The organism is Streptomyces boetiae (assembly GCF_031845405.1).
Taxonomy (GTDB): domain Bacteria; phylum Actinomycetota; class Actinomycetes; order Streptomycetales; family Streptomycetaceae; genus Streptomyces; species Streptomyces boetiae.
The window spans coordinates 12,580-37,371 of record NZ_JAVREN010000029.1 but is presented as its reverse complement, the minus strand read 5'-3'; the positions used below and the strand labels follow the sequence as shown (position 1 = coordinate 37,371).

At 74.6% G+C, this 24,792-nt stretch carries 22 protein-coding genes and 3 tRNA genes; 10 read left to right on the top strand and 15 right to left on the bottom strand.

Annotated elements, in window-relative coordinates; translation table 11 throughout:
- Positions 1-185 precede the first annotated feature (185 nt).
- From RM780_RS18860 to RM780_RS18835, 6 genes are all read right to left on the bottom strand, one after another.
- The gene (locus RM780_RS18860; RefSeq protein WP_311631990.1) at positions 186-1,187 is read right to left on the bottom strand and encodes a FecCD family ABC transporter permease; all 1,002 of its coding nucleotides are present in this window, start codon (positions 1,185-1,187) and stop codon (positions 186-188) included.
- A 128-nt stretch (positions 1,188-1,315) separates the two neighbouring features.
- Complete coding sequence (locus RM780_RS18855; protein WP_311631953.1) at positions 1,316-2,455, bottom strand: ABC transporter substrate-binding protein; 1,140 nt, start codon at positions 2,453-2,455, stop codon at positions 1,316-1,318.
- 123 nt (positions 2,456-2,578) lie between these two features.
- Positions 2,579-3,658, bottom strand: coding sequence for a serine hydrolase domain-containing protein (locus tag RM780_RS18850; RefSeq protein ID WP_311631952.1), 1,080 nt, complete (start codon positions 3,656-3,658; stop codon positions 2,579-2,581).
- Complete coding sequence (locus RM780_RS18845; protein ID WP_311631951.1) at positions 3,655-4,608, bottom strand: DUF6895 family protein; 954 nt, start codon at positions 4,606-4,608, stop codon at positions 3,655-3,657. Before RM780_RS18845 ends, RM780_RS18850 begins: the two co-directional genes overlap by 4 nt.
- Positions 4,605-5,435: a hypothetical protein gene (locus tag RM780_RS18840; RefSeq protein WP_311631949.1), complete on the bottom strand. Its 831-nt coding sequence runs from the start codon at positions 5,433-5,435 to the stop codon at positions 4,605-4,607. Before RM780_RS18840 ends, RM780_RS18845 begins: the two co-directional genes overlap by 4 nt.
- A gap of 9 nt (positions 5,436-5,444) precedes the next feature.
- The gene (locus RM780_RS18835) at positions 5,445-5,672 is read right to left on the bottom strand and encodes a hypothetical protein (RefSeq protein ID WP_311631948.1); all 228 of its coding nucleotides are present in this window, start codon (positions 5,670-5,672) and stop codon (positions 5,445-5,447) included.
- A gap of 317 nt (positions 5,673-5,989) precedes the next feature.
- Here RM780_RS18835 and RM780_RS18830 point away from each other — a divergent pair, with 317 nt between their 5' ends.
- The 3 genes from RM780_RS18830 (at position 5,990) to RM780_RS18820 (ending at position 6,596) form a co-directional block, all read left to right on the top strand.
- Positions 5,990-6,259 (top strand): hypothetical protein, encoded by a 270-nt coding sequence (locus tag RM780_RS18830; protein ID WP_311631947.1) that lies wholly within the window; start codon positions 5,990-5,992, stop codon positions 6,257-6,259.
- Between the two features lie 184 nt (positions 6,260-6,443).
- A tRNA-Asp gene (locus tag RM780_RS18825) sits at positions 6,444-6,518 on the top strand.
- Between the two features lie 4 nt (positions 6,519-6,522).
- Positions 6,523-6,596: transfer RNA gene (locus tag RM780_RS18820), tRNA-Phe, on the top strand.
- Positions 6,597-6,621: 25 nt separating this feature from the next.
- Here RM780_RS18820 and RM780_RS18815 read toward each other — a convergent pair.
- Positions 6,622-7,644 (bottom strand): ABC-2 transporter permease, encoded by a 1,023-nt coding sequence (locus RM780_RS18815; protein WP_394813014.1) that lies wholly within the window; start codon positions 7,642-7,644, stop codon positions 6,622-6,624.
- An 80-nt stretch (positions 7,645-7,724) separates the two neighbouring features.
- Between RM780_RS18815 and hrpA the strand changes: the two genes are divergently transcribed.
- Positions 7,725-11,741, top strand: a complete 4,017-nt coding sequence (gene hrpA / locus RM780_RS18810; RefSeq protein ID WP_311631945.1) for an ATP-dependent RNA helicase HrpA — start codon at positions 7,725-7,727, stop codon at positions 11,739-11,741.
- A 61-nt stretch (positions 11,742-11,802) separates the two neighbouring features.
- Positions 11,803-11,877: transfer RNA gene (locus RM780_RS18805), tRNA-Asp, on the top strand.
- A gap of 431 nt (positions 11,878-12,308) precedes the next feature.
- On the opposite strand, the gene bldC is transcribed toward RM780_RS18805, so the two are convergent.
- Positions 12,309-12,515: a developmental transcriptional regulator BldC gene (bldC, locus tag RM780_RS18800; RefSeq protein WP_019431930.1), complete on the bottom strand. Its 207-nt coding sequence runs from the start codon at positions 12,513-12,515 to the stop codon at positions 12,309-12,311.
- A 439-nt stretch (positions 12,516-12,954) separates the two neighbouring features.
- Positions 12,955-13,791 (bottom strand): hypothetical protein, encoded by an 837-nt coding sequence (locus tag RM780_RS18795; RefSeq protein ID WP_311631944.1) that lies wholly within the window; start codon positions 13,789-13,791, stop codon positions 12,955-12,957.
- Between the two features lie 249 nt (positions 13,792-14,040).
- On the opposite strand from RM780_RS18795, the gene RM780_RS18790 reads away from it, so the two are divergent.
- Both RM780_RS18790 and RM780_RS18785 read left to right on the top strand, forming a co-directional pair.
- Positions 14,041-15,171 carry a Leu/Phe/Val dehydrogenase gene (locus RM780_RS18790; protein WP_394813013.1) on the top strand — a complete coding sequence of 377 codons (1,131 nt, stop codon included), beginning with the start codon at positions 14,041-14,043 and terminating at the stop codon, positions 15,169-15,171.
- Between the two features lie 260 nt (positions 15,172-15,431).
- Positions 15,432-15,698 (top strand): DUF3073 family protein, encoded by a 267-nt coding sequence (locus tag RM780_RS18785; RefSeq protein ID WP_311631942.1) that lies wholly within the window; start codon positions 15,432-15,434, stop codon positions 15,696-15,698.
- Positions 15,699-15,825: 127 nt separating this feature from the next.
- On the opposite strand, the gene purM is transcribed toward RM780_RS18785, so the two are convergent.
- From purM to RM780_RS18770, 3 genes are all read right to left on the bottom strand, one after another.
- On the bottom strand, positions 15,826-16,911 hold the full coding sequence (purM, locus tag RM780_RS18780) for a phosphoribosylformylglycinamidine cyclo-ligase (RefSeq protein ID WP_311631941.1): 1,086 nt from the start codon (positions 16,909-16,911) through the stop codon (positions 15,826-15,828).
- Positions 16,912-17,009: 98 nt separating this feature from the next.
- A complete protein-coding gene (purF, locus tag RM780_RS18775) occupies positions 17,010-18,569 on the bottom strand; it encodes an amidophosphoribosyltransferase (protein WP_311631940.1) in 1,560 nt (519 codons plus the stop codon).
- A gap of 87 nt (positions 18,570-18,656) precedes the next feature.
- Positions 18,657-19,463, bottom strand: a complete 807-nt coding sequence (locus tag RM780_RS18770) for a sterol carrier family protein (protein ID WP_311631939.1) — start codon at positions 19,461-19,463, stop codon at positions 18,657-18,659.
- An 83-nt stretch (positions 19,464-19,546) separates the two neighbouring features.
- Here RM780_RS18770 and RM780_RS18765 point away from each other — a divergent pair, with 83 nt between their 5' ends.
- The 3 genes from RM780_RS18765 (at position 19,547) to RM780_RS18755 (ending at position 20,964) form a co-directional block, all read left to right on the top strand.
- A complete protein-coding gene (locus tag RM780_RS18765; protein ID WP_311631938.1) occupies positions 19,547-19,999 on the top strand; it encodes a YbhB/YbcL family Raf kinase inhibitor-like protein in 453 nt (150 codons plus the stop codon).
- Positions 20,000-20,056: 57 nt separating this feature from the next.
- A complete protein-coding gene (locus RM780_RS18760; protein ID WP_311631937.1) occupies positions 20,057-20,374 on the top strand; it encodes a DUF2795 domain-containing protein in 318 nt (105 codons plus the stop codon).
- 83 nt (positions 20,375-20,457) lie between these two features.
- Positions 20,458-20,964, top strand: coding sequence for a hypothetical protein (locus tag RM780_RS18755; protein ID WP_311631936.1), 507 nt, complete (start codon positions 20,458-20,460; stop codon positions 20,962-20,964).
- Positions 20,965-21,347: 383 nt separating this feature from the next.
- Here RM780_RS18755 and purL read toward each other — a convergent pair whose 3' ends face one another.
- The 3 genes from purL to purS are packed head-to-tail and all read right to left on the bottom strand — an operon-like array spanning position 21,348 to position 24,636.
- Complete coding sequence (purL, locus tag RM780_RS18750; protein ID WP_311631935.1) at positions 21,348-23,645, bottom strand: phosphoribosylformylglycinamidine synthase subunit PurL; 2,298 nt, start codon at positions 23,643-23,645, stop codon at positions 21,348-21,350.
- Complete coding sequence (purQ, locus tag RM780_RS18745; protein WP_311631934.1) at positions 23,642-24,319, bottom strand: phosphoribosylformylglycinamidine synthase subunit PurQ; 678 nt, start codon at positions 24,317-24,319, stop codon at positions 23,642-23,644. Before purQ ends, purL begins: the two co-directional genes overlap by 4 nt.
- Complete coding sequence (gene purS / locus RM780_RS18740; RefSeq protein WP_311631933.1) at positions 24,316-24,636, bottom strand: phosphoribosylformylglycinamidine synthase subunit PurS; 321 nt, start codon at positions 24,634-24,636, stop codon at positions 24,316-24,318. Before purS ends, purQ begins: the two co-directional genes overlap by 4 nt.
- Between the last annotated feature and the right edge of the window lie 156 nt (positions 24,637-24,792).

Sequence of the window (24,792 nt, the reverse complement as noted above, 5' to 3'; positions counted from 1 at the left end):
GTGCGGCCGTCGTCGTCGGCTGCGGCCCGGCAGCCGCATGTGCGTCGCTCACCGCGCCTCCTCCGGGTCCGCTGCGGCGGTGCCCGCGCCTCCGCCCGCGCGGCACGGCGGGGCCGTCATCGCCGCCCGGGGCCCGGACGCCGCGCCGTGTCGCCCGCTGGTGCCCCCGCGGGGGGCAGCGCACTTCACCGGCGCCCCAGCAGCCACAGCAGCGCGGGGGCGCCCAGGACCGAGGTGACGACCCCGGCCGGGAGCTCCTGGCCGTCCACGGCGGTGCGGCACAGCACGTCGACCACCACCATCAGGACCGCCCCGCCCAGCGCAGCCAGCGGCAGCGTTCTGCGGTGGTCGCCGCCGACCAGCAGGCGGCAGGCGTGCGGGACCATCAGCCCGACGAACGCGATCGCCCCGGCCACCGCCACCAGCGCGGCCGTCAACAGGCTGGTGACGACGAAGAGTTCGCGGCGCAGCCAGGCCACCCGCACGCCCGCCCCCGCCGCCGACTCGTCGCCGAGCGCGAGGGCGTTCAGCGGCCGGGCGCGGGCCAGCAGCCACAGCAGCGCGGCGGCGACGGTCAGCGCGGGCATCGCCAGGTCGTCCCAGGTGGCGCCGCCGAGGCTGCCCATCAGCCAGAACAGCACGCCCTGCACCTGCTGCGCGTCCCCGGCCCGCAGCACCAGGTAGCTGGTGACGCCGGAGAGGAACTGCCCGATCGCCACCCCGGCCAGCACCAGCCGCAGCGGCGCGAAGCCCCCGCCGCGCGCGAGCGCCGTCATGCCCCAGACCAGGCCGAACGCGAGCAGCGCCCCGGCGAACGCGGCGGAGGTCAGGCCGAGTCCGAGCAGTCCCCCGGCGCCCGCGCCGAGCACCAGGTAGGCCACGGCGCCGAACGAGGCGCCGGAGGAGATGCCCAACAGGTAGGGATCGGCAAGGGGGTTACGGACCAGGGCCTGGACGGCCGTTCCCGCCAGGGCCAGGCCGGCGCCGACGAGGGCGGCCAACAGGGCGCGCGGCACGCGCAGTTGCCACACGACGAGGTCGGTGGTGCCGGGCCTGGCGGGCTCCCCGGCGAGCCGGCGGCCGACGACGGACCACACCTCGCCCGCCGGGATCGAGGTGGCCCCGAGGGAGACGGCCACGGTCAGGGCGACGGGCAGCGCCAGGGCGAGCACCAGGGCCGGCAGCAACGCGCGCCGGCGGCGCCAGGCCCGGCGTTCCCCGCCATGGCCGTCCGGCGCGACGGCCGCGACCTCGGCGGTGGCTCCGGGCCCGGGAACGGCCGGGGGAACGGCCGCCGCAGGCACGGGCGCGCCGCTCACCGCCCCTCCCCTCCGGTCTCCGCTGACCCGTCGGCCTCGTTCGCCCCGTCGATGCGCCCCGGGTAGAGCGCCTCCGCGATCTCGCGGGCCGTCTCGGCCGTGCGGACCCCGGCGAGGGTCGTCTCCTCGGAGCCGATGCGCAGGAAGCGGCCCTCGCGGACGGCGGCCAGGTCCCGCGTTCCGGCGAAGGTGCGCAGGAACTCCTCGGCCTCGTCGAACGCCTGCTCCCGCTCGGCCTCGCTGCCGCGGGCGCGGACCGCGAGCTGGATCCAGTCGGGGTCGGCGGCGACGACCTCCTCCCAGCCGGTGGGGCGGAACGCCTCGTCGCAGGAGGCGAAGACGTTCCGCGCCCCGGCCTCGGTGATCACGGCGTGGCCGGTCTGCCGGTTGCACACGGCCATCGGCTGGCGGGTGCCCGCGTCGTAGTCGAAGAGGAAGTAGTCGGGGCGCTCGGCCTGCGGCACGCCCGCGGTGAACGCCCGGACGGGCGCGAGGCGTTGCTCCATCTCCGCGATCAGCTCGGCGGCCCGTTCTGCGGTGCCGGTGAGGGTGCCCAGGCGCAGGATGTCCTCCTCGACGAGGGTGAGGTTGTCCTGCCGCTCGGAGGCGGCCGGGTCGCAGGCGGTGGCCAGCAGGGGCACGGGCGTGACGCCGGCGGCGGCGAACTCCTCGTCGGTGGGACGCCCGGTCGCCCCGCCGTCCGAGGAGTGGACGAAGGACTCGACGTAGGCGTCGGCGCCGGAGGCGAGCAGCGTCTCGCGGTCGATCAGGGTCTCCCCGAGGACGGGAACGTCCCGGGCGCGCGCGTCGAGATCCGCGGGCAGGGCGCCGGGCGCGGGCGGGAAGCCGGTGCCGATCACGCGGTCCCCGGCGCCGAGGCGGAGCAGGATCTCCAGGGCGGCGGCGTCGCTGGTGACGATCCGGCTCGCGGGGGCGGGGAGTCGGATCTCGGCGCCCTCGCAGGCCGCCACCCTCACGGGGCCGCCCCCGCCCTCCTCCCCGTCGGCCCCGCCGCTTCCGGAGCTGCCGGAGCCTCCCCCGCAGGCGGCGGTCAGCGCGGCCGTCAGCGCCAGCGCCAGACCCGTCCCCGCCGCGCGGGGTCCGCGCCTTTTGCGCGCGCCGCGTGCACCACCCATCCGAGCCACCTCCGGTGTGTCCGGCCCGGCGTCAGCCTCGCGGCTCTCGCGTGCTCCCGGGCCGGTCTCCGGGTCAGTAGTCGGACGCGCCCCCCTCCGGGTTCCGCCGGCGGCGCGGCCGTCTCAGAAGATGACCGCGCGCAGCAGCCGCCGCCCCGCCCGGACGACGGGCTGGGCGTGGGTCGGGGTGACGTTGGCGACGACGGCCGCCCCGGCCTTGGCGTCCGGGCTGAACCCGACGAACGCCGTGAAGCCGCCCGTGCCGCCGGTGTGCCACAGCAGCGTCCGGCCCCGGGCCACCCGGTGGTACCAGCCGAGGCTGACGTCGTTCGGGCTGCGGGGCCAGGGGTGGTACGGCTGGTGGGTGGCGGACAGGGGGGCGGCCAGGGTGGTGAGGTGGGGGTGGACGTTGGCGTGCAGGAAACGCAGCAGGTCGGGGCCGGTGGAGTAGAGCGCGCCCGCGCCGGCCAGGGCGTCGAACGTCCAGGCGGGGACGGCCCGTCCGCGGCGGTGCCCGGTGGCGGGGCGGGCGGCTCCGCCGGGCGCCGGGGTGCCGGGGATGCCCGTGGCGTCCATGCCCAGGGGGCGCAGCACCCGCTCGGCGAGCAGGGAGGCGTAGTCCGTGCCCGCGGCGTTGGCCAGCAGCTGCCCGAGCAGTCCCATCCCGTAGGTGGAGTACCGGACGGTGCGGGAGCGGCGGGGGCGCAGCCGGGTGGTGTCGCGGTAGAGGTCGGAGATGCGGTAGGACCCGTAGGGGTCGGTGAACCACTGGGGCAGGCCGCGCCGGTAGAGGCCGCGCGGACGGCGGGGCAGGCCGCCGCTGTGCGTGGCCAGGTCCAGCAGGGTCACCGGCGGGTCGGGGGCGCGGCGGGGCGCGGCGGCGGCCGGCAGGTGGGCCTCGACGGGGTCGTCGTAGGAGACCTCGCCGCGCTCGGCGAGCACGGCCAGGAGCAGGGCGGTGAACGGCTTGGTGACCGAGCCGAGGGCGAAGGGCGTGTCGGTGGTGACCGGCTCGTCCCGCGCCCAGCTCAGCCGTCCGGCCGCGTGCACGGCCTGGTTGGGCCCCTGGACCAGGGCGGCGATGACCCCGGGGGTGTGGCGGCCGGCCAGCAGGCCGCCGGCCGCCTCCTTCAGCAGCTCGGTCGGGCCGGCGTCGCCGCCGGTCCCGCCGGTGGCCTCGCCGTTGATCCCGCCGCTGGTCACCCCGCGCTCCGGGAGGCGCCCGGAACCGCGGTCTGGAGGGCGCGCAGCACCGTGAGGGAGCCGGCGACCGCGGCCACGATGGTCGGGTGGTGGTGGTTGAGGAAGGCGTGCTCGGGGTCGGACGGGGGGCGGGTGACGCCGTTGGGCACCATCCCGTCGGCGCGCTGGGCCTCGGCCAGCCGCTCCCAGACGTGGTCGTAGAAGCGGGGGCGTTCCAGGCAGACGTCCACGATCAGGAACTCGGCCAGCAGGTCCCAGGAGCGGGTCTCGGAGAAGACCTCGACCCAGACGGGCAGCCACTGCTCCAGGTACTCCTGGAGGTCGGCGGGCAGGCCCTCGGGGCGGGCGCCCCAGTCGGTGAGGTGGAAGACGGTGTGAGTGACGCCGTAGGCGTTGTTCGTGTCGAGCATCCAGGGCTCGGGGCGTCCGCCGAGCCAGGTCTGGGCGGTCAGCTCCTCGGCGTCCGGCGGGTCGGGCAGGCCGAGCCGGCGGGAGGCGCCGAGCACGGCGAGGCGGCGGTTGGGAACGTGCTCGGTGTACCGGGAGGCGCGCAGCCGGTCCAGGCGGGCGCACAGGGTGTCCAGGCCCTCGTGCCGGTATCCGGCGACGGCGAAGTGGCCGTAGATCTCCCGGGGGTGGGTGGCGGCGGGGGTGTGGCGCTGGAGCTGGTGGAGCAGGTCGCCGCCGCGGAACTCGCGCCAGGCGAAGTCCATCAGCTCCTGGGCGGTCTGCGTGGTGCGCGGGCCGGCGACGGCGGTGCGCAGCACGGTGCCCGCGGCCAGGGCCAGCTCGCTGAGGGACTTCAGCCCGTCGCCGGGGATCTCGTGGTCCGCCACGTCCCGGGGGAGGGCGAAGGAGGTCCGCATCCGGCCCAGCCACTCCAGGGCGGCGTCGCTGACCTGGTGGGCCAGCCGGATGGTGGTCGCGGCGGCGGGGCCGACGGTGGTCATGGCGTTCCTCCGTCCCGCTCGCCGCCCTCCCCCGCCAGGAGGCGGTGGGCGATGGCGAGCTCAAGCAGGGCGCGGGGCTGGGCGGGCGCCAGGGCCGCGATGTAGTCCGTCGCGGGCGCGAGCAGGGGCTCGGGCGGGGCGGCGCGCCCGGCGTCCAGGGCGATCCAGCGGGCGAGGCGGGCGGCGCTGAGGTGGTCGCGGCGCAGCAGGGCGCGCGCCATGCCGCGGGCGAGGTCGGCGCGCCGGGCGAGGACCTGCCGGCGCTGCGGCCCCTCCACGGGCGGCAGGGCCAGGGGCGCCAGCCGGACGAGGCCCGCGCTCCATCTCACCCAGGCGCCCTTGGCGTTGCCCGTGCCCTCGTGCGGAACGTCCGGCGGCTCGGGGAGAGCTGCCTGCGCGCCGCCGGGGGTCCGGGCGGCGCCGCCGGAGGTCCGGGCGGCCGGGCCCTGGGCGGCCAGGCCGTCCCACCGGGTGGCGTCCACGCCGAGCCGGGCCAGCACCCGGACCAGCGCGGCGTCCCTGGCGGCCCACAGCGCGGCGTCGCGCGCCTGGGGTGCCGGGGCGGGGAAGGCCGCGACGGCGGCCCGCACCAGGTCGGCGTCGAGGGCGTCGAAGGGGTGTCCGGCCAGGAGGAACGGCGCGAGCGCGTCGGGGCCCGCGCCCCGGATCGCGCCCAGCGTCCGCGCCTGCTGGTCCCGGTCGGACACGCAGTCCCGCAGGCGGAACGCCGCCGCGGGTCCTGGCCGCAGAGCGGCCGTCAGCTCGGTGGCCAGCGCTTGGGCGGCCGACTCGACCGCACCAAGCGCCGCCTGATGTGCTACCGACATCAAGGAGTCCTAGAAGGCCGCCGCGCAGGCAAGGTTCTGGGCCATGCCCTCGAAGGCGTCCTCCAGCGGCTCCTCCTTCCGGGGGTTGGCCGACAGCAGGGCCGCCGCGGCCAGCAGCAGGAGGGCGACGCCCTGGGCGGAGCCCGGGCCCTCGCTCCGGGACGCCTCTCCCTCGACCACGAGGGCGTGCACGGCCTCGGCCTCGCGAGCGGTCGTCGTCAGGTCCTCAACCCACATGACACTTACCTCACTTCCACACTTCTTCTGACGCGGAGCCATTCCGCGGTGGGTGGCTTTCCTCGGCCGCGGCACACCATGCGAAAAGTCGGAAATTGTACTGTATTGGCGCCGAACTGCCGTGAAGGCGGCGCATCAGGTGCCCAACGGATGCCTTCCGACCACTTCGTTCGCCCGCGGCGACCGAAACCGATACCGCCCCACCGCCCACCCTGACGTTCGCCATTCGAACGATGGTCGGCATGCACCGTTCCCGCCCGACTCGACGGCCGGGAACGCCCCGCTGACCCGCCCTCCCCCGACGAAGGGGAGCCGCCATGCCGCACGCCCCCTCCCGCCCCGGCCTCGCACCGCCCCGCCCCGGCCGCCCGCCAGGGCGCGCCGGGCGTCTGTCCCGCCTCCTCGGCGGCGGCCTGGCCGCGGCCGTTCTCTGCGGCACGGCCCTGGCCGCGGCCCCCGGCGCGAACGCCACGGCGCACTCCCCGGACGAGGCGCCCCGGGGCCGGCCCGCCGGCATCCCCTTCCCTGAGGCCAGCGGCCCCCTCCCCCGGACCGCCGCCTCCCGCGCCTTCGGCGGCGCATGGTGACCCGGCAGCCACGCGACCCGCGGCAGGGCTTGCGCGACGTCGGCGTCCCCGTGATCCAGGCGATGTACCAGCCGGACGCGCCCTGACCTCCCCCGCCGCCGTATCACGGCCGGGGCCGTCCCCCCGCCGTGATACGCTGCTCCAGCGACAACGGCCCGCACTGCGGCGCGTCGCACATCAGCCAGGTCCTGTGGAGCAGTTTGGAGTGCTCGCCACCCTGTCAAGGTGGAGGCCGCGGGTTCAAATCCCGTCAGGACCGCTCCGGCTGGGTAGCTCAGTTGGTACGAGCGTCCGCCTGAAAAGCGGAAGGTCGCCGGTTCGACCCCGGCCCCAGCCACCTCTTCAAAGCTGAATGATCAAGCTCAAGGCCCTGCCGGGCGGTGTCCGGCGGGGTCTTGTGCTGTGCGGGGGCGGCGGGTCCAGAAGAGGGTGCAGCAGGCGGCGGACCAGGCGGTGAGGACCAGGTAGGGCTGGGGGTGGAGGTCGCCGCCGAAGTAGACGGCGGTGTGCTGGGCGTTGACCGAGGCGCCCGGGGGCAGCCAGCGGCCGATGGTGCCCAGGAAGGAGGGGAGGAGGGGCCAGGAGACGGCGCCGCCGGAGGAGGGGTTGCCGAGCATCACCATCAGGACCCAGGTGGGGAGGATGGCCCAGCGGCCCACCAGGGCGTTGAACATCGTGAAGACCATGCCCGAGGTGAACATCGTCAGCGCCAGGATTCCCCAGGACAGCGGGAGCGGCAGGCGCACGGCGTCGAGGACCCAGTCCACCGCCGCGACGATGGCCAGGGCGCCGAGGGCCGCGTAGGCGGCGGTGCAGGCGACGCGTTCGCCGCGGCGCAGGCCGGGGGCGTTGGCGGCGAGCTGGACCGCGCCCAGGAAGCCGACGATCACGGCCGCGATGGTGATGTAGAAGAGGGACAGGCCGCGCGGGTCGCCCGGCTCCAGCGGCTTGAGGTCGCGCACGCGCAGGTCGGCGCCCAGGGCACGGGCCGCCGCGCGCGCGTCGGAGCGCAGCAGCTCGGCCACCGAGGCGCCGGCCGCCGAGGCCAGGTCCAGGTCCACCCGGTCCCCGCGCTCCCGGACGATCGCGAAGACCCGCTGCGCCTCGACGGCGTCCACAGCCTGTGGACGGCGCGCGTAGCGGTGGACGACCAGCTCCGCGCCCAGCCGCTGGTGCAGGGTGCGCAGGAACGGCCCCGTCCCCTCGCCGACCGCGGCCACCGGCACCCGGTGCGGCGTCGGGGACTTGACCGCGTACGTGTAGGAGCCGGCGAAGAGGCCGGCCGCCGCCGCGACGATCAGCGCCACGACGACGGCCGGGAGGTAGGGGCGGAGGCGGGGGGCGCGAAGGGGGTGAAGGGGTGGAAGGCGCACGAAGCACACCATAGGAGGGCAGAACGTCCGCGCCGCGCGTGCGGGATATCGGCTCGCCGCCCCGGGTGCCGAGGTGAGACCCTTGGACGCGTATGTCCACACATCCCACCCCCCTCTCGCCCGCCGGGCTGGCCGAGCGCCTGCCCGCCCTGATGCTGGCCGACCAGCGGCGCCTGGGCCGGCGTCTGGAGGGCGCCCGCCGGGTCAGGAAGCCGGAGGCCCGGCAGTCGGTGCTGGCCGAGATCGCCGGGGCGATCGAGGCCGCCGAGGGCCGCGTCGAGCGCCGCCGCGCCGCCGTGCCGCCGGTCCGCTACCCCGAGCAGCTCCCGGTCAGCGCCAAGAAGGACGAGATCGCCGCGGCCATCCGCGACCACCAGGTCGTGATCGTCGCCGGGGAGACCGGCTCCGGCAAGACGACCCAGCTCCCCAAGATCTGCCTGGAGCTGGGCCGCGGCGTCCAGGGCCTGATCGGGCACACCCAGCCGCGCCGGATCGCCGCGCGCACCGTCGCGCAGCGGGTCGCGGACGAGCTGGGCACGCCGCTGGGCGGCGCGGTGGGGTACCAGGTGCGTTTCACCGAGCAGGCCGGCGAGGACACGCTGGTGAAGCTGATGACGGACGGCATCCTGCTGGCCGAGATCCAGCACGACCGCGAGCTGCGCCGGTACGACACGCTGATCATCGACGAGGCCCACGAGCGCAGCCTGAACATCGACTTCCTGCTCGGCTACCTCGCCCAGCTCCTGCCCCGCCGCCCCGAGCTGAAGGTGGTCATCACCTCGGCCACCATCGACCCCGAGCGCTTCGCCCGGCACTTCGCGGACCGCGAGGGCCGCCCGGCCCCGGTCGTCGAGGTCTCGGGGCGGACCTACCCGGTGGAGGTGCGCTACCGGCCCCTCACGGGCGGCGACGGCGAGCCGGAGGACGAGGAAGCGGCGGAGGAAGAGGAGGCCAGGGACCAGGTCACCGCCATCGCCGAGGCCGTGGACGAGCTCCAGGCCGAGGGCCCCGGCGACATCCTCGTCTTCCTCTCCGGCGAGCGCGAGATCCGCGACACCGCCGAGGCCCTGGAGAAGCGCCGCCTGCGGCACACCGAGATCCTGCCGCTGTTCGCGCGCCTCTCGCACGCCGAGCAGCAGCGGGTCTTCCAGCCGCACCCCGGCCGCCGCGTCGTGCTGGCCACCAACGTCGCCGAGACCTCCCTGACCGTCCCCGGCATCAAGTACGTCATCGACCCGGGCACCGCCCGCATCTCCCGCTACAGCCACCGCACCAAGGTCCAGCGCCTGCCCATCGAGCCCGTCTCCCAGGCCAGCGCCAACCAGCGCAAGGGCCGCTGCGGGCGCACCAGCGACGGCATCTGCATCCGGCTGTACTCGCAGGAGGACTTCCTCTCCCGCCCCGAGTTCACCGACGCCGAGATCCTGCGCACCTCGCTGGCCTCGGTGATCCTCCAGATGAACGCGGCCGGCCTGGGCGCGGTGGAGCGCTTCCCGTTCATCGACCCGCCCGACCACCGCTCGGTGAAGGCCGGCGTGCAGCTCCTGGAGGAGCTGGGCGCGCTGGACGCCAAGGGCCTCACCCCCGTGGGCCGCAAGCTCGCGCAGCTCCCGGTGGACCCGCGGCTGGCCCGGATGGTCCTGGAGGCCGACCGCAACGGCTGCGCCCGCGAGGTGATGGTCATCGCCGCCGCGCTGTCCATCCAGGACCCCCGGGAGCGCCCGGCGGACAAGCAGCAGCAGGCGGACGCCAAGCACGCGCGCTTCCGCGAAGGGCCGGGCGAGGACTCGGACTTCCTCGCGCTGCTCGCGCTGTGGAGGTACGTCCGCGAACGCCAGCGGGCGCTGTCCTCCTCGGCCTTCCGCCGCCTGTGCCGCGCCGAGTTCCTCAACTACCTGCGGATACGCGAGTGGCAGGACATCTTCGCGCAGCTGCGCTCGGTGGCGCGGACGCTGGGCCTCCAATACGCCGAGGAGGAGCGGGAGCCCGACCCCGCGCGCATCCACCAATCGCTGCTGGCGGGCCTGTTGTCGCACATCGGGCTGAAGGACACCGAGAAGCACGAGTATCTCGGCGCGCGCGGCGCGAAGTTCGCCGTCTTCCCCGGTTCGGGCCTCTTCCGCAAGCAGCCGCGCTGGGTGATGTCGGCCGAGCTGGTGGAGACCTCCCGGCTGTGGGCGCGGATCAACGCCCGCATCGAGCCGGAGTGGATCGAGCCGCTGGCCGGGCACCTGGTGAAGCGGACCTACAGCGAGCCGCACTGGGAGCAGAGGCAGGCCGCCGTGATGGCCTACGAGCGCGTCACCCTCTACGGCGTGCCGATCGTCGCCCAGCGCAAGGTGAACTACGGCCGCGTCGACCCGGCCACCTGCCGGGACCTGTTCATCCGCAACGCCCTGGTCGAGGGCGACTGGCGCACCCGGCACCAGTTCTTCCACGACAACCGCAAGCTGCTGGCCGAGGTCGAGGAGCTGGAGCACCGCGCCCGGCGCCGCGACATCCTGGTGGACGACGAGACGCTGTACGCCTTCTACGACCAGCGGCTGCCCGAGGAGATCGTCTCCGGCGCCCACTTCGACTCCTGGTGGAAGCGCAAGCGGCGGGAGGAGCCCGACCTCCTCAGCTTCGAGAAGTCGATGCTGATCAACGAGCGGGCCGGCGCCGTCACCAAGGCCGACTACCCCGACACCTGGCGGCAGGGGCGGCTCAGCTTCCGCGTGACGTACCAGTTCGAGCCCGGCGCGGACGCGGACGGCGTGACGGTGCACGTGCCGCTCCAGGTGCTCAACCAGGTGACGGCCGACGGCTTCGACTGGCAGATCCCGGGACTGCGCGAGCAGTTGGTGACCGAGCTGATCCGGTCGTTGCCCAAGCCGCTGCGCCGGCACTGCGTCCCGGCGCCGAACTTCGCCCAGCGGTTCCTGCGCGAGACGCCGGAGCCGGAGGAACGCCCGCTGACGGCCGCGCTCGCGGCCTTCCTGACCGGGGTGGCGGGCGTGCGGATCGCGCCGGAGGACTTCGACGCCTCGCGGGTGCCCGGGCACCTGCGGATCACCTTCCGGGTGGTGGACGAGCGGCGCGGGAAGCCGGCGGCGGACGGCACGGACGCCGGGAACGCCGAGAACGCCGAGGACAAGGACCTGGACGCGCTGCGGCTGCGGCTGCGCCCGAGGGCCCGCGCGGCCCTGGAGGACGCCTTCTCGGCCGCCTCGCCCGCGGAGATCCCGCAGCGTTCCGGGCTGACCTCGTGGACGATCGGCGCGCTGCCGCGGACCTTCGAGACGCGGCGCGGCGGGCAGCCGGTACGGGCGTTCCCGGCGCTGGCGGACGAGGGCGCGTCCGTGGCGGTGCGGCTGTGCGACACCGAGGAGGAGCAGCGGCGCGCCATGCGGGAGGGCACGCGGCGCCTGGTCCTGCTCCAACTCCCCTCCGACCCGGCCCGGTTCGCGCAGCGGCGGCTGGACAACGCCGCCAAGCTGGCGCTCTCCAGCAGCCCGCACGGCAGCGTGGCGGCGCTTTTCGCGGACTGCGTGACGGCCGCGGCCGACCAGTTGATCGCGGAGCACGGCGGCCCGGCCTGGGACGAGGAGGCGTTCCGCAAGCTGTTCGACGCGGTGCGCGCGGACATCACGGACCTCACGCTGCGGCTGGTGCGGCAGGTCCGCGAGGTGCTGGCCGCCTGGCAGGCGTGCGAGCGGCGGCTGGCGGGGCTGACCAGCCCGGCCCTGGCCCCGGCCCGGGAGGACCTGCGCGGGCAGCTGAACGCCCTCGTGGCCCCCGGCTTCGTCACCGCGCACGGCGCGCGGCGGCTGCCGGACCTGCTGCGATATCTCGCGGCGGCCGACCGCCGGATGCAGCAACTCCCGCACCAGGCCGAGCGGGACCGGGCGCGGATGGCGAAGATCCACGAGATGCGGGACGAGTACGCCTGGCTGCTGGAGCAGTTCCCGCCGCCGAAGCGGGTTCCGGCCGCGGCGGCCGAAATCCCGTGGATGATCGAGGAGTTGCGGGTGAGCTACTTCGCGCACGCGCTGGGCACGGCCTACCCGGTCTCGGACAAGCGGATCGTCAAGGCCATCGACGCCCTGGCCCCGCCCGGCTCCTCGTAGGGGCACCGGCGGCGATTCGCCGGGCGGCCCGGGGCTGGGGTAGAGTCGCGCTCGCACAGATGGTCCTGTGGAGCAGTTTGGAGTGCTCGCCACCCTGTCAAGGTGGAGGCCGCGGGTTCAAATCCCGTCAGGACCGCAGCGCCAAAGCCCGGACCCCACACGGGGGGTCCGGGCTTTCTGCGTTGGGTAGGTCTGGGTCAGGACGGGAGCGGCGCGGCAGGGTCGGCCGCACTCTACCCCACGCACGGCGGGCCGGTCAAGAGCCGGGGCGTGTGACGGGAGTCACTGAACTTGGTTGCGGGCTGAGCTCGTTCGACCCCGTAGAGAGAACCGCCAATTTAATATGTGCAATTGCACGGCGGGGCGGGCCGCCGACCGGCCCGCTTCCGGGCCCCGGGGGGACTCAACGCGCGGAGACAAGGATCGCGCCGGACCCGGCGGAGTCCGGCGCGATCTCGTCGGACGGCGCGGAGTGGGGGCTCCGGCGCCGCCGCGGAGTGAGTGGTGCGCGGTGGTGCGCGGTGGTGCGTAGTGGTGCGTAGTGGTGCGTAGTGGTGCGGTCGTGCTTCAGGCCTCGCCACGCTGCTGCGGGATGCCCGCGAGCAGCGCGCGGACCTCCGCCTCGCGGTAGCGGCGGTGCCCGCCGAGCGTACGGATAGACGTGAGCTTGCCCGCCTTTGCCCAGCGTGTGACCGTTTTGGGGTCGACGCGGAACATCGTGGCAACCTCAGCCGGGGTCAGCAGCGGCTCGGCATCAGGGGTGCGAGCGGTCATGAGCGGCCTCCTCGGGAGAACCGAACCATCACGGTTCTTTCCTCTAAATTCTGCACCTTCACCCGCGTTGCCCGAAATGGCAGACGGGGGTCGAGTCGGTTATAGGACGAACGGCTTGTCCTCGGCACTACAACTACACCATCCGTCCAGCCGGGTCGGCCAAACCGATGGAATTGCCCTCTCAGGTGTTCAACCTCGGCGGAAGCCGACTGGAACGTGCCATAGCGGACAGTCACTCGACCGTAACGGTCCGTCATGGCGTGATGACTCACCATCAGCCCCGCCGGGGAAGGACCCCCGCGAACTCCTTGTCCTATTTTGACACGAGGAGACTACTTGTTGGCAAGAGTTCCATACAGTGCCATCCATCACCCTTGGGCCTCTTGGGACCCCTTAGGGGCTTTAGTCCCTCGCTTCCCGGGACGGAGGTCCCGCGGGCTCAGTTGGCGAACTGCCGCTCCCGTACGGTCATCCACCGGTCGGTGAGCTCCTCGTAGAGCCGGCTCGCGCGCTCGGCGTCCCCCGCCGCGAGCGCGGCCAGCCCCTCGGCGACGTCCGCCACGGAGTGGTCAGACGCCAACTGGTCCTCAGAGATCGTATAGATGAGCCCACCGTAGTCCAGTTCGACCAGCGAACGCGGGTGGAACTCCTCCAGCCAGCGGCCCACGTCCGTCAGCGCCGCGGTCAGCGGCCCCTGCGGCATCGCCTCCCTGGCCGTGCGCAGCGCCCGCGCCACCCGCCGCCTGGCCTGGACCATCGGCGTGCGGTACCGCAGGGAGGGCACCCCGTTCGCCGTCTCCCCGGCCTTGCGGAACTGCCGCTCCTCGTCCGCGAACAGCGCGAACCACCGCACCGGAACGTGCCACAGCGCCGAGCGGATCCACGGCCGCGCGTCGGGGTTGCGGGTGCGCCACTCCGCGTACTCCGCCGCGGCCCGCCGCCGCACCCCCGGCGGCAGCGCCAGGTCCACCACGGCCTCCGGCATCAGCCAGTGGCCCACCTCCCCCAGGGCCATCCACGAGCGCAGCCGGGTCCGCCAGGGGCAGACGCACAGCACCCCGTCCACCGTGGCCACGAAGGCGTCCGCGCTCTCCCGCGCGGGGGCCACCCGGGGCGGGATGCCCACCAGGCCGGCCAGCGCGTCCCGCGCCTCGTCCTGGGCGGTCGGCAGGCGCTCCCTGCGGGCGTACTCCGCCCAGTGCTCCCGCTCGGGCTGCGGAAAGGCCGCCAGCGGCTCGTAGACCCTCAGATACGCCGCGTAGGGAACCTTCGGCACTCCACCCTCCCGCTCGTCGCCGTCCGGCCTCCCGCCGGCTCCCCCCTGATCGTGTCAGCCCGGGGCACTAGGGGCACCCCCCGGCCCGTGATCGCCGTACGCTTCTTGCACCGGCCGGGGCCGCTCCCCCGAGGGGGCCCGGCCGCCGGCGCCGCGCCAACTGCCCTCGCCCACCAGGCGAGCGCACCGGGCGGGTGCGCCACCGCGTCACCCCGCCCGACCCACGTTCGACCGACAGGAGTCACCACCGTGACCGGCGTGATCGAATCACTGTTCCACTCGGCCCAGGGCGGCCACGAACAGGTCGTCCTCTGTCAGGACCCGCGCAGCGGCCTCAAGGCCGTGATCGCGATCCACTCCACCGCGCTGGGCCCCGCCCTCGGCGGCACCCGCTTCCACGCCTACCCCGGCGAGGCGGCCCCCGAGGAGGCCGCGCTGCGCGACGCCCTCAACCTGGCCCGCGGCATGAGCTACAAGAACGCCCTGGCCGGCCTCGCCCACGGCGGCGGCAAGGCCGTGATCATCGGGGACCCCGAGCGCCTGAAGACCGAGGAACTGCTCCTCGCCTACGGCCGTTTCGTGGCGGGCCTGGGCGGCCGTTACGTCACCGCCTGCGACGTGGGCACCTACGTGGCGGACATGGACGTGGTGGCCCGCGCCTGCCCCTGGACCACCGGCCGCTCCCCGGAGAACGGCGGGGCGGGCGACTCCTCGGTGCTCACCGCCTTCGGCGTCTTCCAGGGCATGCGCGCCGCCGCCGCCCACCGCTGGGGCACCCCGGACCTGGCCGGGCGGACCGTCGGGGTCGCCGGGGTCGGCAAGGTCGGGAGGCTGCTGGTGGGCCGGCTGACGGAGGCCGGCGCCCGCGTGCTGGTCACCGACGTGCGCGAGGAGGCCGTTCGCCGCGTGCTGGCCGACCACCCCGGGGTGACGGCCCTCGGCAGCACCCGCGAGCTGATCTCCGCGCCCGGCCTCGACATCTACGCGCCGTGCGCCCTGGGCGGGGCGCTGAACGACGCCACCGTGCCGCTGCTGACCGCGAGCGTCGTCTGCGGCGGGGCCAACAACCAGCTCGACCACCCCGGCGTGGAGAAGGACCTGGCCGACCGCGGCATCCTCTACGCGCCCGACTACGTGGTGAACTCCGGCGGCGTCATCCAGGTCGCGGACGAGCTGCACGGCTTCGACTTCGCGCGTGCGAAGGCAAAGGCGGCCGGGATCTACGACACCGCGCTGGAGATCTTCCGGCACGCCGAGTCCTCCGGGGTGCCGCCGGCGGTGGCCGCCGACCGGATCGCGGAGCAGCGGATGGCCCGCGCCGCGGAGGGGGCCGGGACGGCGGCGGCCGGGGCCCCCGCGGGAGCCTCGGCGGACGGCTGAACGAACGGTTGCGTAAGACTTGTCACCCCCCTCGGGCGAGTCGCGGACCGAAAGAAGGTAAAATCGCCGCTGACCAGCACGAAGATGGTCAGCCGGCGCCGTACGGGCGGCCCGGTCCTGCGGACGGCGTACCGCAGGACCGCGGAAGCAGGTACGGTTGAAGGCCGATGGATCGGGCCCTTACGAGGGCTCGCTCTCGATCATGAACGGATGTCAACACTCCGGGGCCGTTGTGCCCCGTCGTTGAGGGGGTCGAGCCAATGGGGCGCGGCCGGGCCAAGGCCAAGCAGACGAAGGTCGCCCGCCAGCTGAAGTACAACAGCGGCAGGACGGACCTCTCCCGCCTGGCCGAAGAGCTGGGTGCAGCAGCGGCGCCGGACACCTCGCCGAACGGCGAGCTGGCCGAGGACGACGACGAGCTGGACGACGACCTGTACTCACGGTACGCGGAGATGTACAGCGACGAGGACGAGGAGGACGAGGACTCCTCGTCCCCGGACCCCTCGCCGCGGCGCCGGGGCCGCTGACCCCGCGCCCCGCCGCGCGCCGAGGACCCGGGCGACCCACCCGGTCCGGCACCGCCGGACCGGGTTTTCGCGCTTCCGCCGGGTCCGGACGCCTCCCCGGCGCCCGGACCCGGCCGTTCCCGCGGGCTCAGGCCGGGTGCTCCCCGTGCAGCGAGGCCGCGCCGCCGGGCAGGCCCTCCCCCGCCGGGACGATCTCGCCCGCCCGCCAGGCGGGAACGCCCCGCTCGGCCAGCAGCGCCAGCGCGGCCGGGACCGCCTCGGGGGGGACGACCGCCAGCATGCCGACGCCCATGTTCAGCGTGCGCTCCAGCTCGCCGCGCTCGACCCGGCCCACCTCCCCGACCAGCCCGAAGACCGGGCCGGGCGTCCAGGTCCGCCGGTCCACCCGGGCGTGCAGTCCCTCGGGAACGACCCGGGCGAGGTTGGCAGCGAGTCCCCCGCCGGTGACGTGGGCGAACGCGTGCACCTCGGCCGCGCGGATCAGCGCCAGGCAGTCCAGGGCGTAGATCCGGGTCGGGATCAGCAGCTCCTCGCCCAGGGTCGAGCCGAACTCCGGCACCCGCCGCTCCAGCGCCCACCCCGCGCGTTCCAGCAGCACGTGCCGCACCAGCGAATAGCCGTTGGAGTGCAGCCCGGACGAGGCCAGGGCCAGCACCGCGTCGCCCGGGCGGACCCGCTCCGCGCCCAGCAGTTCGTCCGCCTCGACCACGCCGGTGCCGGCGCCCGCCACGTCGTACTCGTCGGGGCCCAGCAGCCCCGGGTGCTCGGCCGTCTCGCCGCCGACCAGGGCGCAGCCGGCCAGCACGCAGCCCTCCGCGATGCCCTTGACGATGGCCGAGACCCGCTCGGGGCGGACCTTGCCGACGCAGATGTAGTCGGTCAGGAACAGCGGCTCCGCGCCGCAGACCACCAGGTCGTCCACGACCATCGCGACCAGGTCGCGCCCGATGGTGTCGTGCACGTCCAGACGCTGGGCGACGGCGAGCTTGGTGCCCACGCCGTCGGTGGCCGAGGCCAGCAGCGGGCGGCGGTACCGGGTGAGGGCGGAGGCGTCGAAGAGGCCGGCGAAGCCGCCGAGGCCGCCGACGCTCTCGGGGCGCTGGGCCTTGGCCACCCACTCCTTCATCAGCTCGACGGCGGTCTCGCCCGCCTCGATGTCGACGCCCGCCGCCGCATAGCTGGCACCGGGCGCACCGGGCGCGTTCTCGGTCATCAGGTGTCTCTCGGGTCTCTTCGGGGGCCGGAACGGGGTCCGGTGGGGTCTTTCGGGGCTCCCGGGCCGCCTGGGGGCGCTGGGGCCCTTGAGCGCGCTCAGGGGCGGCGCAGGGCGTCCGCGCCGCCGGGGGCGCCGGTCAGCAGCGGCAGGGACCGCCGGGCGGCGTCCGGCGCCGGCTGCTCCAGCACGTCCTTGCCGAGCACGGCCGGGTCGGGGAGCTCCATGGGGTAGACGCCGTCGAAGCAGGCGCGGCACAGCTTCTGCTTGTCGATGGTGGTGGCCTCGACCATGGCGTCCAGCGAGATGTAGGCGAGGGAGTCCGCGCCCAGCGAGGCGCCGATCTCGGCCACGCCCAGGCCGTTGGCGATCAGCTCGGCGCGGGTGGCGAAGTCTATGCCGAAGAAGCAGGGCCACTTGATGGGCGGGGAGCTGATCCGCACGTGGACCTCGGCGGCGCCGGCCTCGCGGAGCATCCGGACCAGGGCGCGCTGGGTGTTGCCCCGGACGATGGAGTCGTCCACGACGATCAGGCGCTTGCCGGCGATGACCTCGCGCAGCGGGTTGAGCTTCAGGCGGATGCCGAGCTGCCGGATGGTCTGGCTGGGCTGGATGAACGTCCGGCCCACGTAGGCGTTCTTGACCAGGCCTGAGCCGTAGGGGATGCCGCTGGCCTCGGCGTAGCCGATCGCGGCGGGGGTGCCGGACTCGGGGGTCGGTATCACCAGGTCGGCGTCGGCCGGGGCCTCGGCGGCCAGGCGGCGGCCCATCTCCACGCGGGAGAGGTAGACGTTCCGGCCGTTGATGTCGGTGTCGGGGCGGGCGAGGTAGACGTACTCGAAGACGCAGGTGCGCGGATTCGCTTCGGCGAACCGTTGCGAACGCAGGCCGTTCGCGTCCACGGCCACCATCTCGCCCGGCTCGATCTCGCGGACCACGGAGGCGCCGACGATGTCCAGGGCCGCGGTCTCCGAGGCGATCACCCAGCCGCGCTCCGTGCGGCCCAGCACCAGCGGGCGGATGCCCTGCGGGTCGCGGGCGGCGTAGAGCGTGTGCTCGTCCATGAAGACGAAGCTGAACGCGCCCCGCACACGCGGCAGGACGCGCAGCGCGGCCTGCTCCACGGTCAGGGGCTCGCCCGTCTCCTCGTCGGCCTGGCCGGCCAGCAGCGCGGTCACCAGGTCGGTGTCGTTGGTGGCCGTGGCGCGGTGGCGCGGGGCGTTCTCCCGGGAGCCGGGGAGGGCGGCGACCAGCTCGGCCAGCTCCGCGGTGTTGACCAGGTTGCCGTTGTGGCCCAGGGCGATGGAGCCGTGGCCGGTGGCGCGGAAGGTGGGCTGGGCGTTCTCCCAGGTGGGGGCGCCCGTCGTCGAGTACCGGGTGTGGCCGACCGCGATGTGGCCGGTCAGGGAGCCCAGCGAGCCCTCGTCGAAGACCTGGGAGACCAGGCCCATGTCCTTGAAGACCAGGATCTTGGCGCCGTCGCTGACGGCGATTCCGGCGGACTCCTGCCCCCGGTGCTGGAGTGCGTAGAGTCCGAAGAAGGTGAGCTTGGCGACCTCCTCGCCCGGGGCCCAGACTCCGAAGACGCCGCATGCGTCCCGCGGGCTCTTTTCACCGGGGTCGAGATCGTGGTTGAGGGTTCCGTCACCACGTGGCACGGTCACGAGTCTAGGCCAGGAGGGGGCTGGGCGGAGAACCCCCCGGGATGTGAGACGTGCCCCACGTCGCCCCGCCACGCAGGGCGGTCAGGCGAGCACGGGCAGTTCGGCGGCGAGGGCGGAGGCGCGTTCCCCGCTCGCGCGCAGGCGGCCGGCGGCCAGGGCGGCGTCCCAGGTGGTGCGGCCGGTGGCCAGCCGCAGCCAGGTCACGGGGTCGGTCTCCACGACGTTCGGCGGGGTGCCGCGGGTGTGCCGGGGGCCGGGCAGGCACTGGACGGCGACGAACGGCGGCACGCGCAGCTCGGTGGAGGAGCCGGGCGCCTTGGCGGCCAGCGCGTCGGCCAGCGCGCGGACGGTGACCGCCAGCGCGTGCCGGTCCAGGCGGACGACGCGGCCGGTGGCGCGCGTCAGGTCGTCGCTGTGTGTGACCAGCTCCACGATCCGGGTCACGGAGAAGTCGAGGGCGCGCATCGCGCCGAACCGGTGCGGCAGCAGAACGTCCTCGCGCACGCCCGTCTCGACCACGGCCTCCAGCTCCTCGGCGGCGGCGTCCACCGCGGCGACCTGGTCGTCCGCGGCCCTGGCCGCCTCGCGGGTCTGCGCGTCCAGGTCCTCCGCGATCCCGGCGGTGGAGACGGCCCAGGCGTTGAGGTCGGTCTGGGGGCGGAGGGCGGCCGGGGCGGGCTCGGCCAGCAGCCGCGGCAGGGCGTCGATCTGGCGGGCGAGGTGCGCGAGCAGGGTGCGGACGTCCCAGCCGGGCAGCCCGGAGGGGCGGGCGAGCTGCTCCGGGGTCAGCTGATGCGCGGCCACCCGTACGAACTCGGCCTGCGCGAGCAGCGCGTCGCGGACCTGGTCGGGCTGGTAGGCGCGGGTCCTGCGCCGGACGGCGGACATAGCAGGGAGCTTACGACGAATGTCCCAGGGTGGTGCGGGGGCGGCGGCTGAATGGGCCGGGCCGCCCCGGGTACTCCGGCGGCATGGCTGGAATCGAACTGCGGAGCACCGCTTTCAACGACGAGGCGCCCATCCCCGGGCGCTACGCGAGGGAAGGCGAGAACGTCTCGCCCCCGCTGACCTGGTCCTCTCCCCCGCCGGGGACCGAGGAGCTGGTCCTGATGTGCGAGGACCCGGACGCGCCCTCGGGGACGTTCCTGCACTGGCTGGTGACCGGAATCGACCCCTCGTCCCGGGGCGTGGACGCGGGTGCGCTGCCCGCGGGCGGCACCCCGCACACCAACGGCTTCGGCGACCGCGGCTGGGACGGGCCCCGGCCCCCGGCGGGCGACCCGGCGCACCGGTACTTCTTCCGGCTCTACGCGCTGCCCGAGCCCGTCGGCCTGCCGGAGCGGGCCTCGGCCGCCGAGGTGCACCGGGCCGTGGACCGGCACGGGCTGGCCAGCGGGACGCTGGTCGGGCTGCACCAGCGGTAGGTTCCCGGGCGCCCGGCAGGGCGTTGCCGGGAAGGGCGTTGAAGAAGGGAGGACCCGATGGGGTCCACGAACGTGAACGAGATCCTGCGGGCCGTGAGGAACGTCGACTTCCCCGCGGGCAAGGACGACCTGGTCCGCGAGGCGAAGCGGGCCGGGGCCCCGGAGCCGGCGGTCAAGGCGCTGCGGGGCATCCCGCCCGACGAGTACGCCAACCGCGAGGAGGTGGCGCGTTCGGTGCGGGTGCCGGCCAACGCCGACCTGGGCCTGAGCCCGGCCCAGCTCGCCGAGCAGGACCGCAGGGGCGGCCGGCGCGGCCAGGCCAAGCAACTGCGCGACGCGCCGAAGCCGCCGGTCCAGGAGGAGCTGGACCGCTGAGCCGCGGCCCGCGGCGCGGCCGGGAACCCGCTGCCGAGGACGACGAGGACGCGGGAACCGCTGACGAGGACGGAGGAAGTCTCATGGTGCGGAAGAAGATGGAAGGCGACGAGGACCAGCGCCGGGCGGCGGCGCGGCAGGCCCAGCGGGCCGGGGAGCTGCCCGCGGGGCGCCAGGTGACCACCGGCGGCTCGAAGCAGCGCACCCACGTGCCGGGCAATTCCGCGCTCGGCCACGAGGAGCGGATCGAGCCGCTCCACCGCGGCAAGCAGCGCGAGGAGGCGGCGGAGATCGCCGCGGAGCGGGCCATCCCGCCCCCGCCCCCGCCCGCCCACGACTTCCGCGGCCGAGGCCGGCCCGGCTACGACGAGGAGCACGCCCGGGTCTTCCAGGCGCTGGCCGACGCGGAGCGCCGCCACGACGGCGAGGGCGTGTACGCCACCGAGGTCGCCCGCTCCGCGGGCCTGCCCGCCGCCCGCACCCGCGAACTCCTGCACGACCTGGTGAGCGTCCACCGCCTGGCCACCGAACTCCAGCGCACGGACACCCCGGACCAGGGGCCGCGCTACGAGACCAAGCCGGGGCGCTAGCCGCTTGCTTCGGCGGGCCACCGCACGGACCGCCTGCGGCGGGCGGCTGCGCGCGAGCGGCGGGCCGGGCCACGGGAGGCGCCGTCGAGGCGCCGACACGAGGGCGCCGCGCGGGCCGTGAGGCCGCGCACCGCAGTGCGCGGCGCTCCGCCGCCCGGCGGCCGGGCCGGGCCACGGGGCCGGTGTCGCCCGGCCGCGCGGCTTCGCGCCACCGAGGCGGCGACGCGAAGCCGCCGCGCGGGCGGTGAGGCACACCCCGCGGTGCGCAGGGGCGTGCCGGCCGCCGCGCGAGCGGTCGCACCCGGGCCGGGGGGCGCGGACGGCCGCGGGGCTCGCCGCCCGGCGGCCCGGGCGACCGGGCCGCCGTCGCGGCGGGCGAGGGCTCAGCCGAAGAGCTCCGGCAGGGTCCGCTCGTGGGCCTCGCGCAGCTCGGTCAGGGGGAGGGTGAACGCCCCCTGGACCTCGATCGTGTCGCCGTCCACCACGCCGACGCGGGCCGCGGGGAGACCGCGGGCCGCGCACATCTCGGTGAAGCGGACCTCCTCGCTGCGGGGCAGGGCGACCACCGCGCGGCCGGCCGACTCCGAGAAGAGGAAGGTGAAGGGGCTCAGCCCCTCCGGCACCACCAGCCGCGCCCCGCGCCCGCCGCGCAGGCAGGACTCGGCGACGGCCTGGATCAGCCCGCCGTCCGAGAGGTCGTGCGCGGCGTCGATCATGCCGTCCCGGGAGGCGCTGATGAGGATCTCCGCGAGCAGCCGCTCGCGTTCGAGGTCCACGCGGGGCGGCAGCCCGCCCAGGTGCCCGTGGACCACCTGCGCCCAGGCCGAGCCGCCGAATTCCTCGGCCGTCTCGCCCAGGAGGTAGATCAGCTGGCCCTCCTCCACGAAGGCGATGGGCGTACGGCGGGTGACGTCGTCGATCACGCCGAGCACGCCGACCACGGGCGTGGGGTGGATGGCGGTGTCCCCGGTCTGGTTGTAGAGGGAGACGTTGCCGCCGGTGACGGGCGTTCCCAGGGTGCGGCAGGCGTCCGCGAGGCCGCGGGTGGCCTCCGCGAACTGCCACATCACCGCCGGGTCCTCGGGCGAGCCGAAGTTGAGGCAGTCGGTGACGGCCAGCGGGCGGGCGCCGGTGGCGGCGACGTTGCGGTAGGACTCGGCCAGCGCGAGCTGCGCGCCCGCGTACGGGTCGAGCTTGGCGTAACGGCCGTTGCCGTCCGTGGCGAGGGCGACGCCGAGGTTCGTCTCCTCGTCGATGCGGATCAGGCCGCCGTCCTCGGGCTGGGCCAGCACCGTGTTGCCCAGGACGTAGCGGTCGTACTGGTCGGTGATCCAGGACTTGGCGGCCTGGTTCGGGGAGGAGACCAGCGCCAGGACCTGCGCGCGCAGCTCATCGCCGCCGGAGGGGCGGGGCAGCCGGGCCGGGTCGTCGGCCTGGAGGGCGTCCTGCCAGTCCGGGCGGGCGAACGGCCGCTCGTAGACCGGCCCTTCGTGGGCCACGGTGCGCGGCGGAACGTCCACGATCCGCTCGCCGTGCCAGTGGATCTCCAGCCGGTCCCCGTCGGTGACCTCCCCGATGACCGTGGCGATCACGTCCCACTTGGCGCAGATCTCCAGGAAACGCTCCACCTTGCCCGGCTCGACCACCGCGCACATCCGCTCCTGCGACTCGCTCATCAGGATCTCCTCGGGGGAGAGCGAGGAATCGCGCAGCGGGACGGCGTCCAGCTCGATGCGCATGCCGCCGGAGCCTGCCGAGGCCAGCTCGGAGGTCGCGCAGGACAGGCCGGCGCCGCCGAGGTCCTGGATGCCGGCGACCAGGCCGGCCGCGAACAGCTCCAGGGTGCACTCGATGAGCAGCTTCTCCTGGAAGGGGTCCCCGACCTGGACGGCCGGGCGCTTGGCGGGCGGGGAAAAGGTGTGGCGCGAAGCGCCTCCAGTGGGGGTGGAGGTGGGCGACGGGTGGGAGAAGGTCTCGGAGGCCAGGACGGAGACGCCGCCGATGCCGTCGCCGCCGGTGCGGGCGCCGTAGAGGATGACCTTGTTGCCCGGCCCGGAGGCCTTGGCCAGGTGGATGTCCTCGTGCCGCATCACGCCCACGCACAGGGCGTTGACCAGGGGGTTGCCCTGGTAGCAGGGGTCGAAGACGACCTCGCCGCCGATGTTCGGCAGGCCCAGGCAGTTCCCGTAGCCGCCGATGCCGGCGACCACGCCGGGGAGCACGCGGCGGGTGTCGGGGTGGTCGGCGGCGCCGAAGCGCAGCGGGTCCATCACGGCCACCGGGCGGGCGCCCATGGCGAGGATGTCGCGGACGATGCCGCCGATGCCGGTCGCGGCGCCCTGATACGGCTCGATGTACGAGGGGTGGTTGTGCGACTCGACCTTGAACGTGACGGCGTAGCCCTGGCCGACGTCGACCACCCCGGCGTTCTCTCCGATGCCCACGAGCAGGGCGTCGGAGGGCGGGGCCTTCTCGCCGAACTGCCGCAGGTGCACCTTGCTCGACTTGTACGAGCAGTGCTCGGACCACATCACCGAGTACATCGCCAGTTCGGCGCCGGTGGGGCGGCGGCCGAGGATCTCGCGGATGCGGGCGTACTCGTCGGCCTTCAGGCCGAGTTCGGCCCAGGGCTGCTCGGTCTCGGGGGTCTGCTCGGCGTGCTTGACGGTGTCGAGGGTCATGCCGCCACCAGCCCGGTGAGGACCGAGGCGAAGAAGCCGAGGCCGTCGTCGGTGGGGCCGGTGAGGGTGTCCACGGCGTGCTCGGGATGCGGCATCAGGCCGAGGACGTTGCCCGCCGCGTTGGTGATCCCGGCGATGTCGCGGCGGGAGCCGTTGGGGTTCCCCTCCAGGTAACGGAACGCCACGCGTCCCTCGGCCTCCAGCTCATCCAGGGTGCGCTCGTCGGCGACGTACCCGCCCTCGCCGTTCTTCAGCGGAATGGTGATCTCCTGGCCGGGGACATAGCGGGACGTCCAGGCGGTGGCGGCGTTCTCCACGCGCAGGCGCTGATCCCGGCAGACGAAGTGAAGGTGATCATTGCGCGTGAGGGCGCCGGGCAGGAGATGTGATTCACACAGCACCTGAAATCCATTGCAGATGCCAAGAACGGGCATCCCGCCCCGCGCCTGCTCGATGATCGTCTCCATCACGGGAGAGAAACGGGCGATGGCGCCGCAGCGGAGATAGTCGCCATAGGAGAATCCGCCGGGCAGGATCACGGCGTCCACCTGATGCAGCGCTTTGTCCCCGTGCCAGAGCGTGACGGGCTCGCCTCCCGCGAGCTTTACCGCGCGGGCGGCGTCGCGGTCGTCCAGCGATCCGGGAAATGTGACGACTCCCACACGCGTGGTCACGAGACACCCCCGGCCACCGCCGCGTCCCCGGCCGCGCCGGGGGCGTCGTCCCCAGCGCCTTCGGCGGCCTCGACCGCCTCCACGCGGACGGTGAAGTCCTCGATCACGGTGTTGGCGAGGAAGGTCCTCGCCATCTCCCGGACCCGGTCGAGGGCGGCGCCGTCGACCGGCCCCTGAAGCTCCAGCTCGAAGCGTTTGCCCTGGCGGACATCGGTGACGCCCTCGAAGCCGAGGCGGGGCAGGGCGCGCTGCACCGCCTGCCCCTGGGGGTCGAGGATCTCCGGCTTGAGCATGACGTCGACTACGACGCGGGCCACTGGTTACTCCCGGTGGTGGTGCGGTGATGGAGCAGCCGGACGCTGCACGGCTCAGCCTACCGGGCGGCCGATTCTACGCGGATAGACAAGCGAAGTTCGGTCACGTTCGGGTATCGAGGGCGGAAACCCCTGCAAGAAACGGCCCGAGAAAAGTAG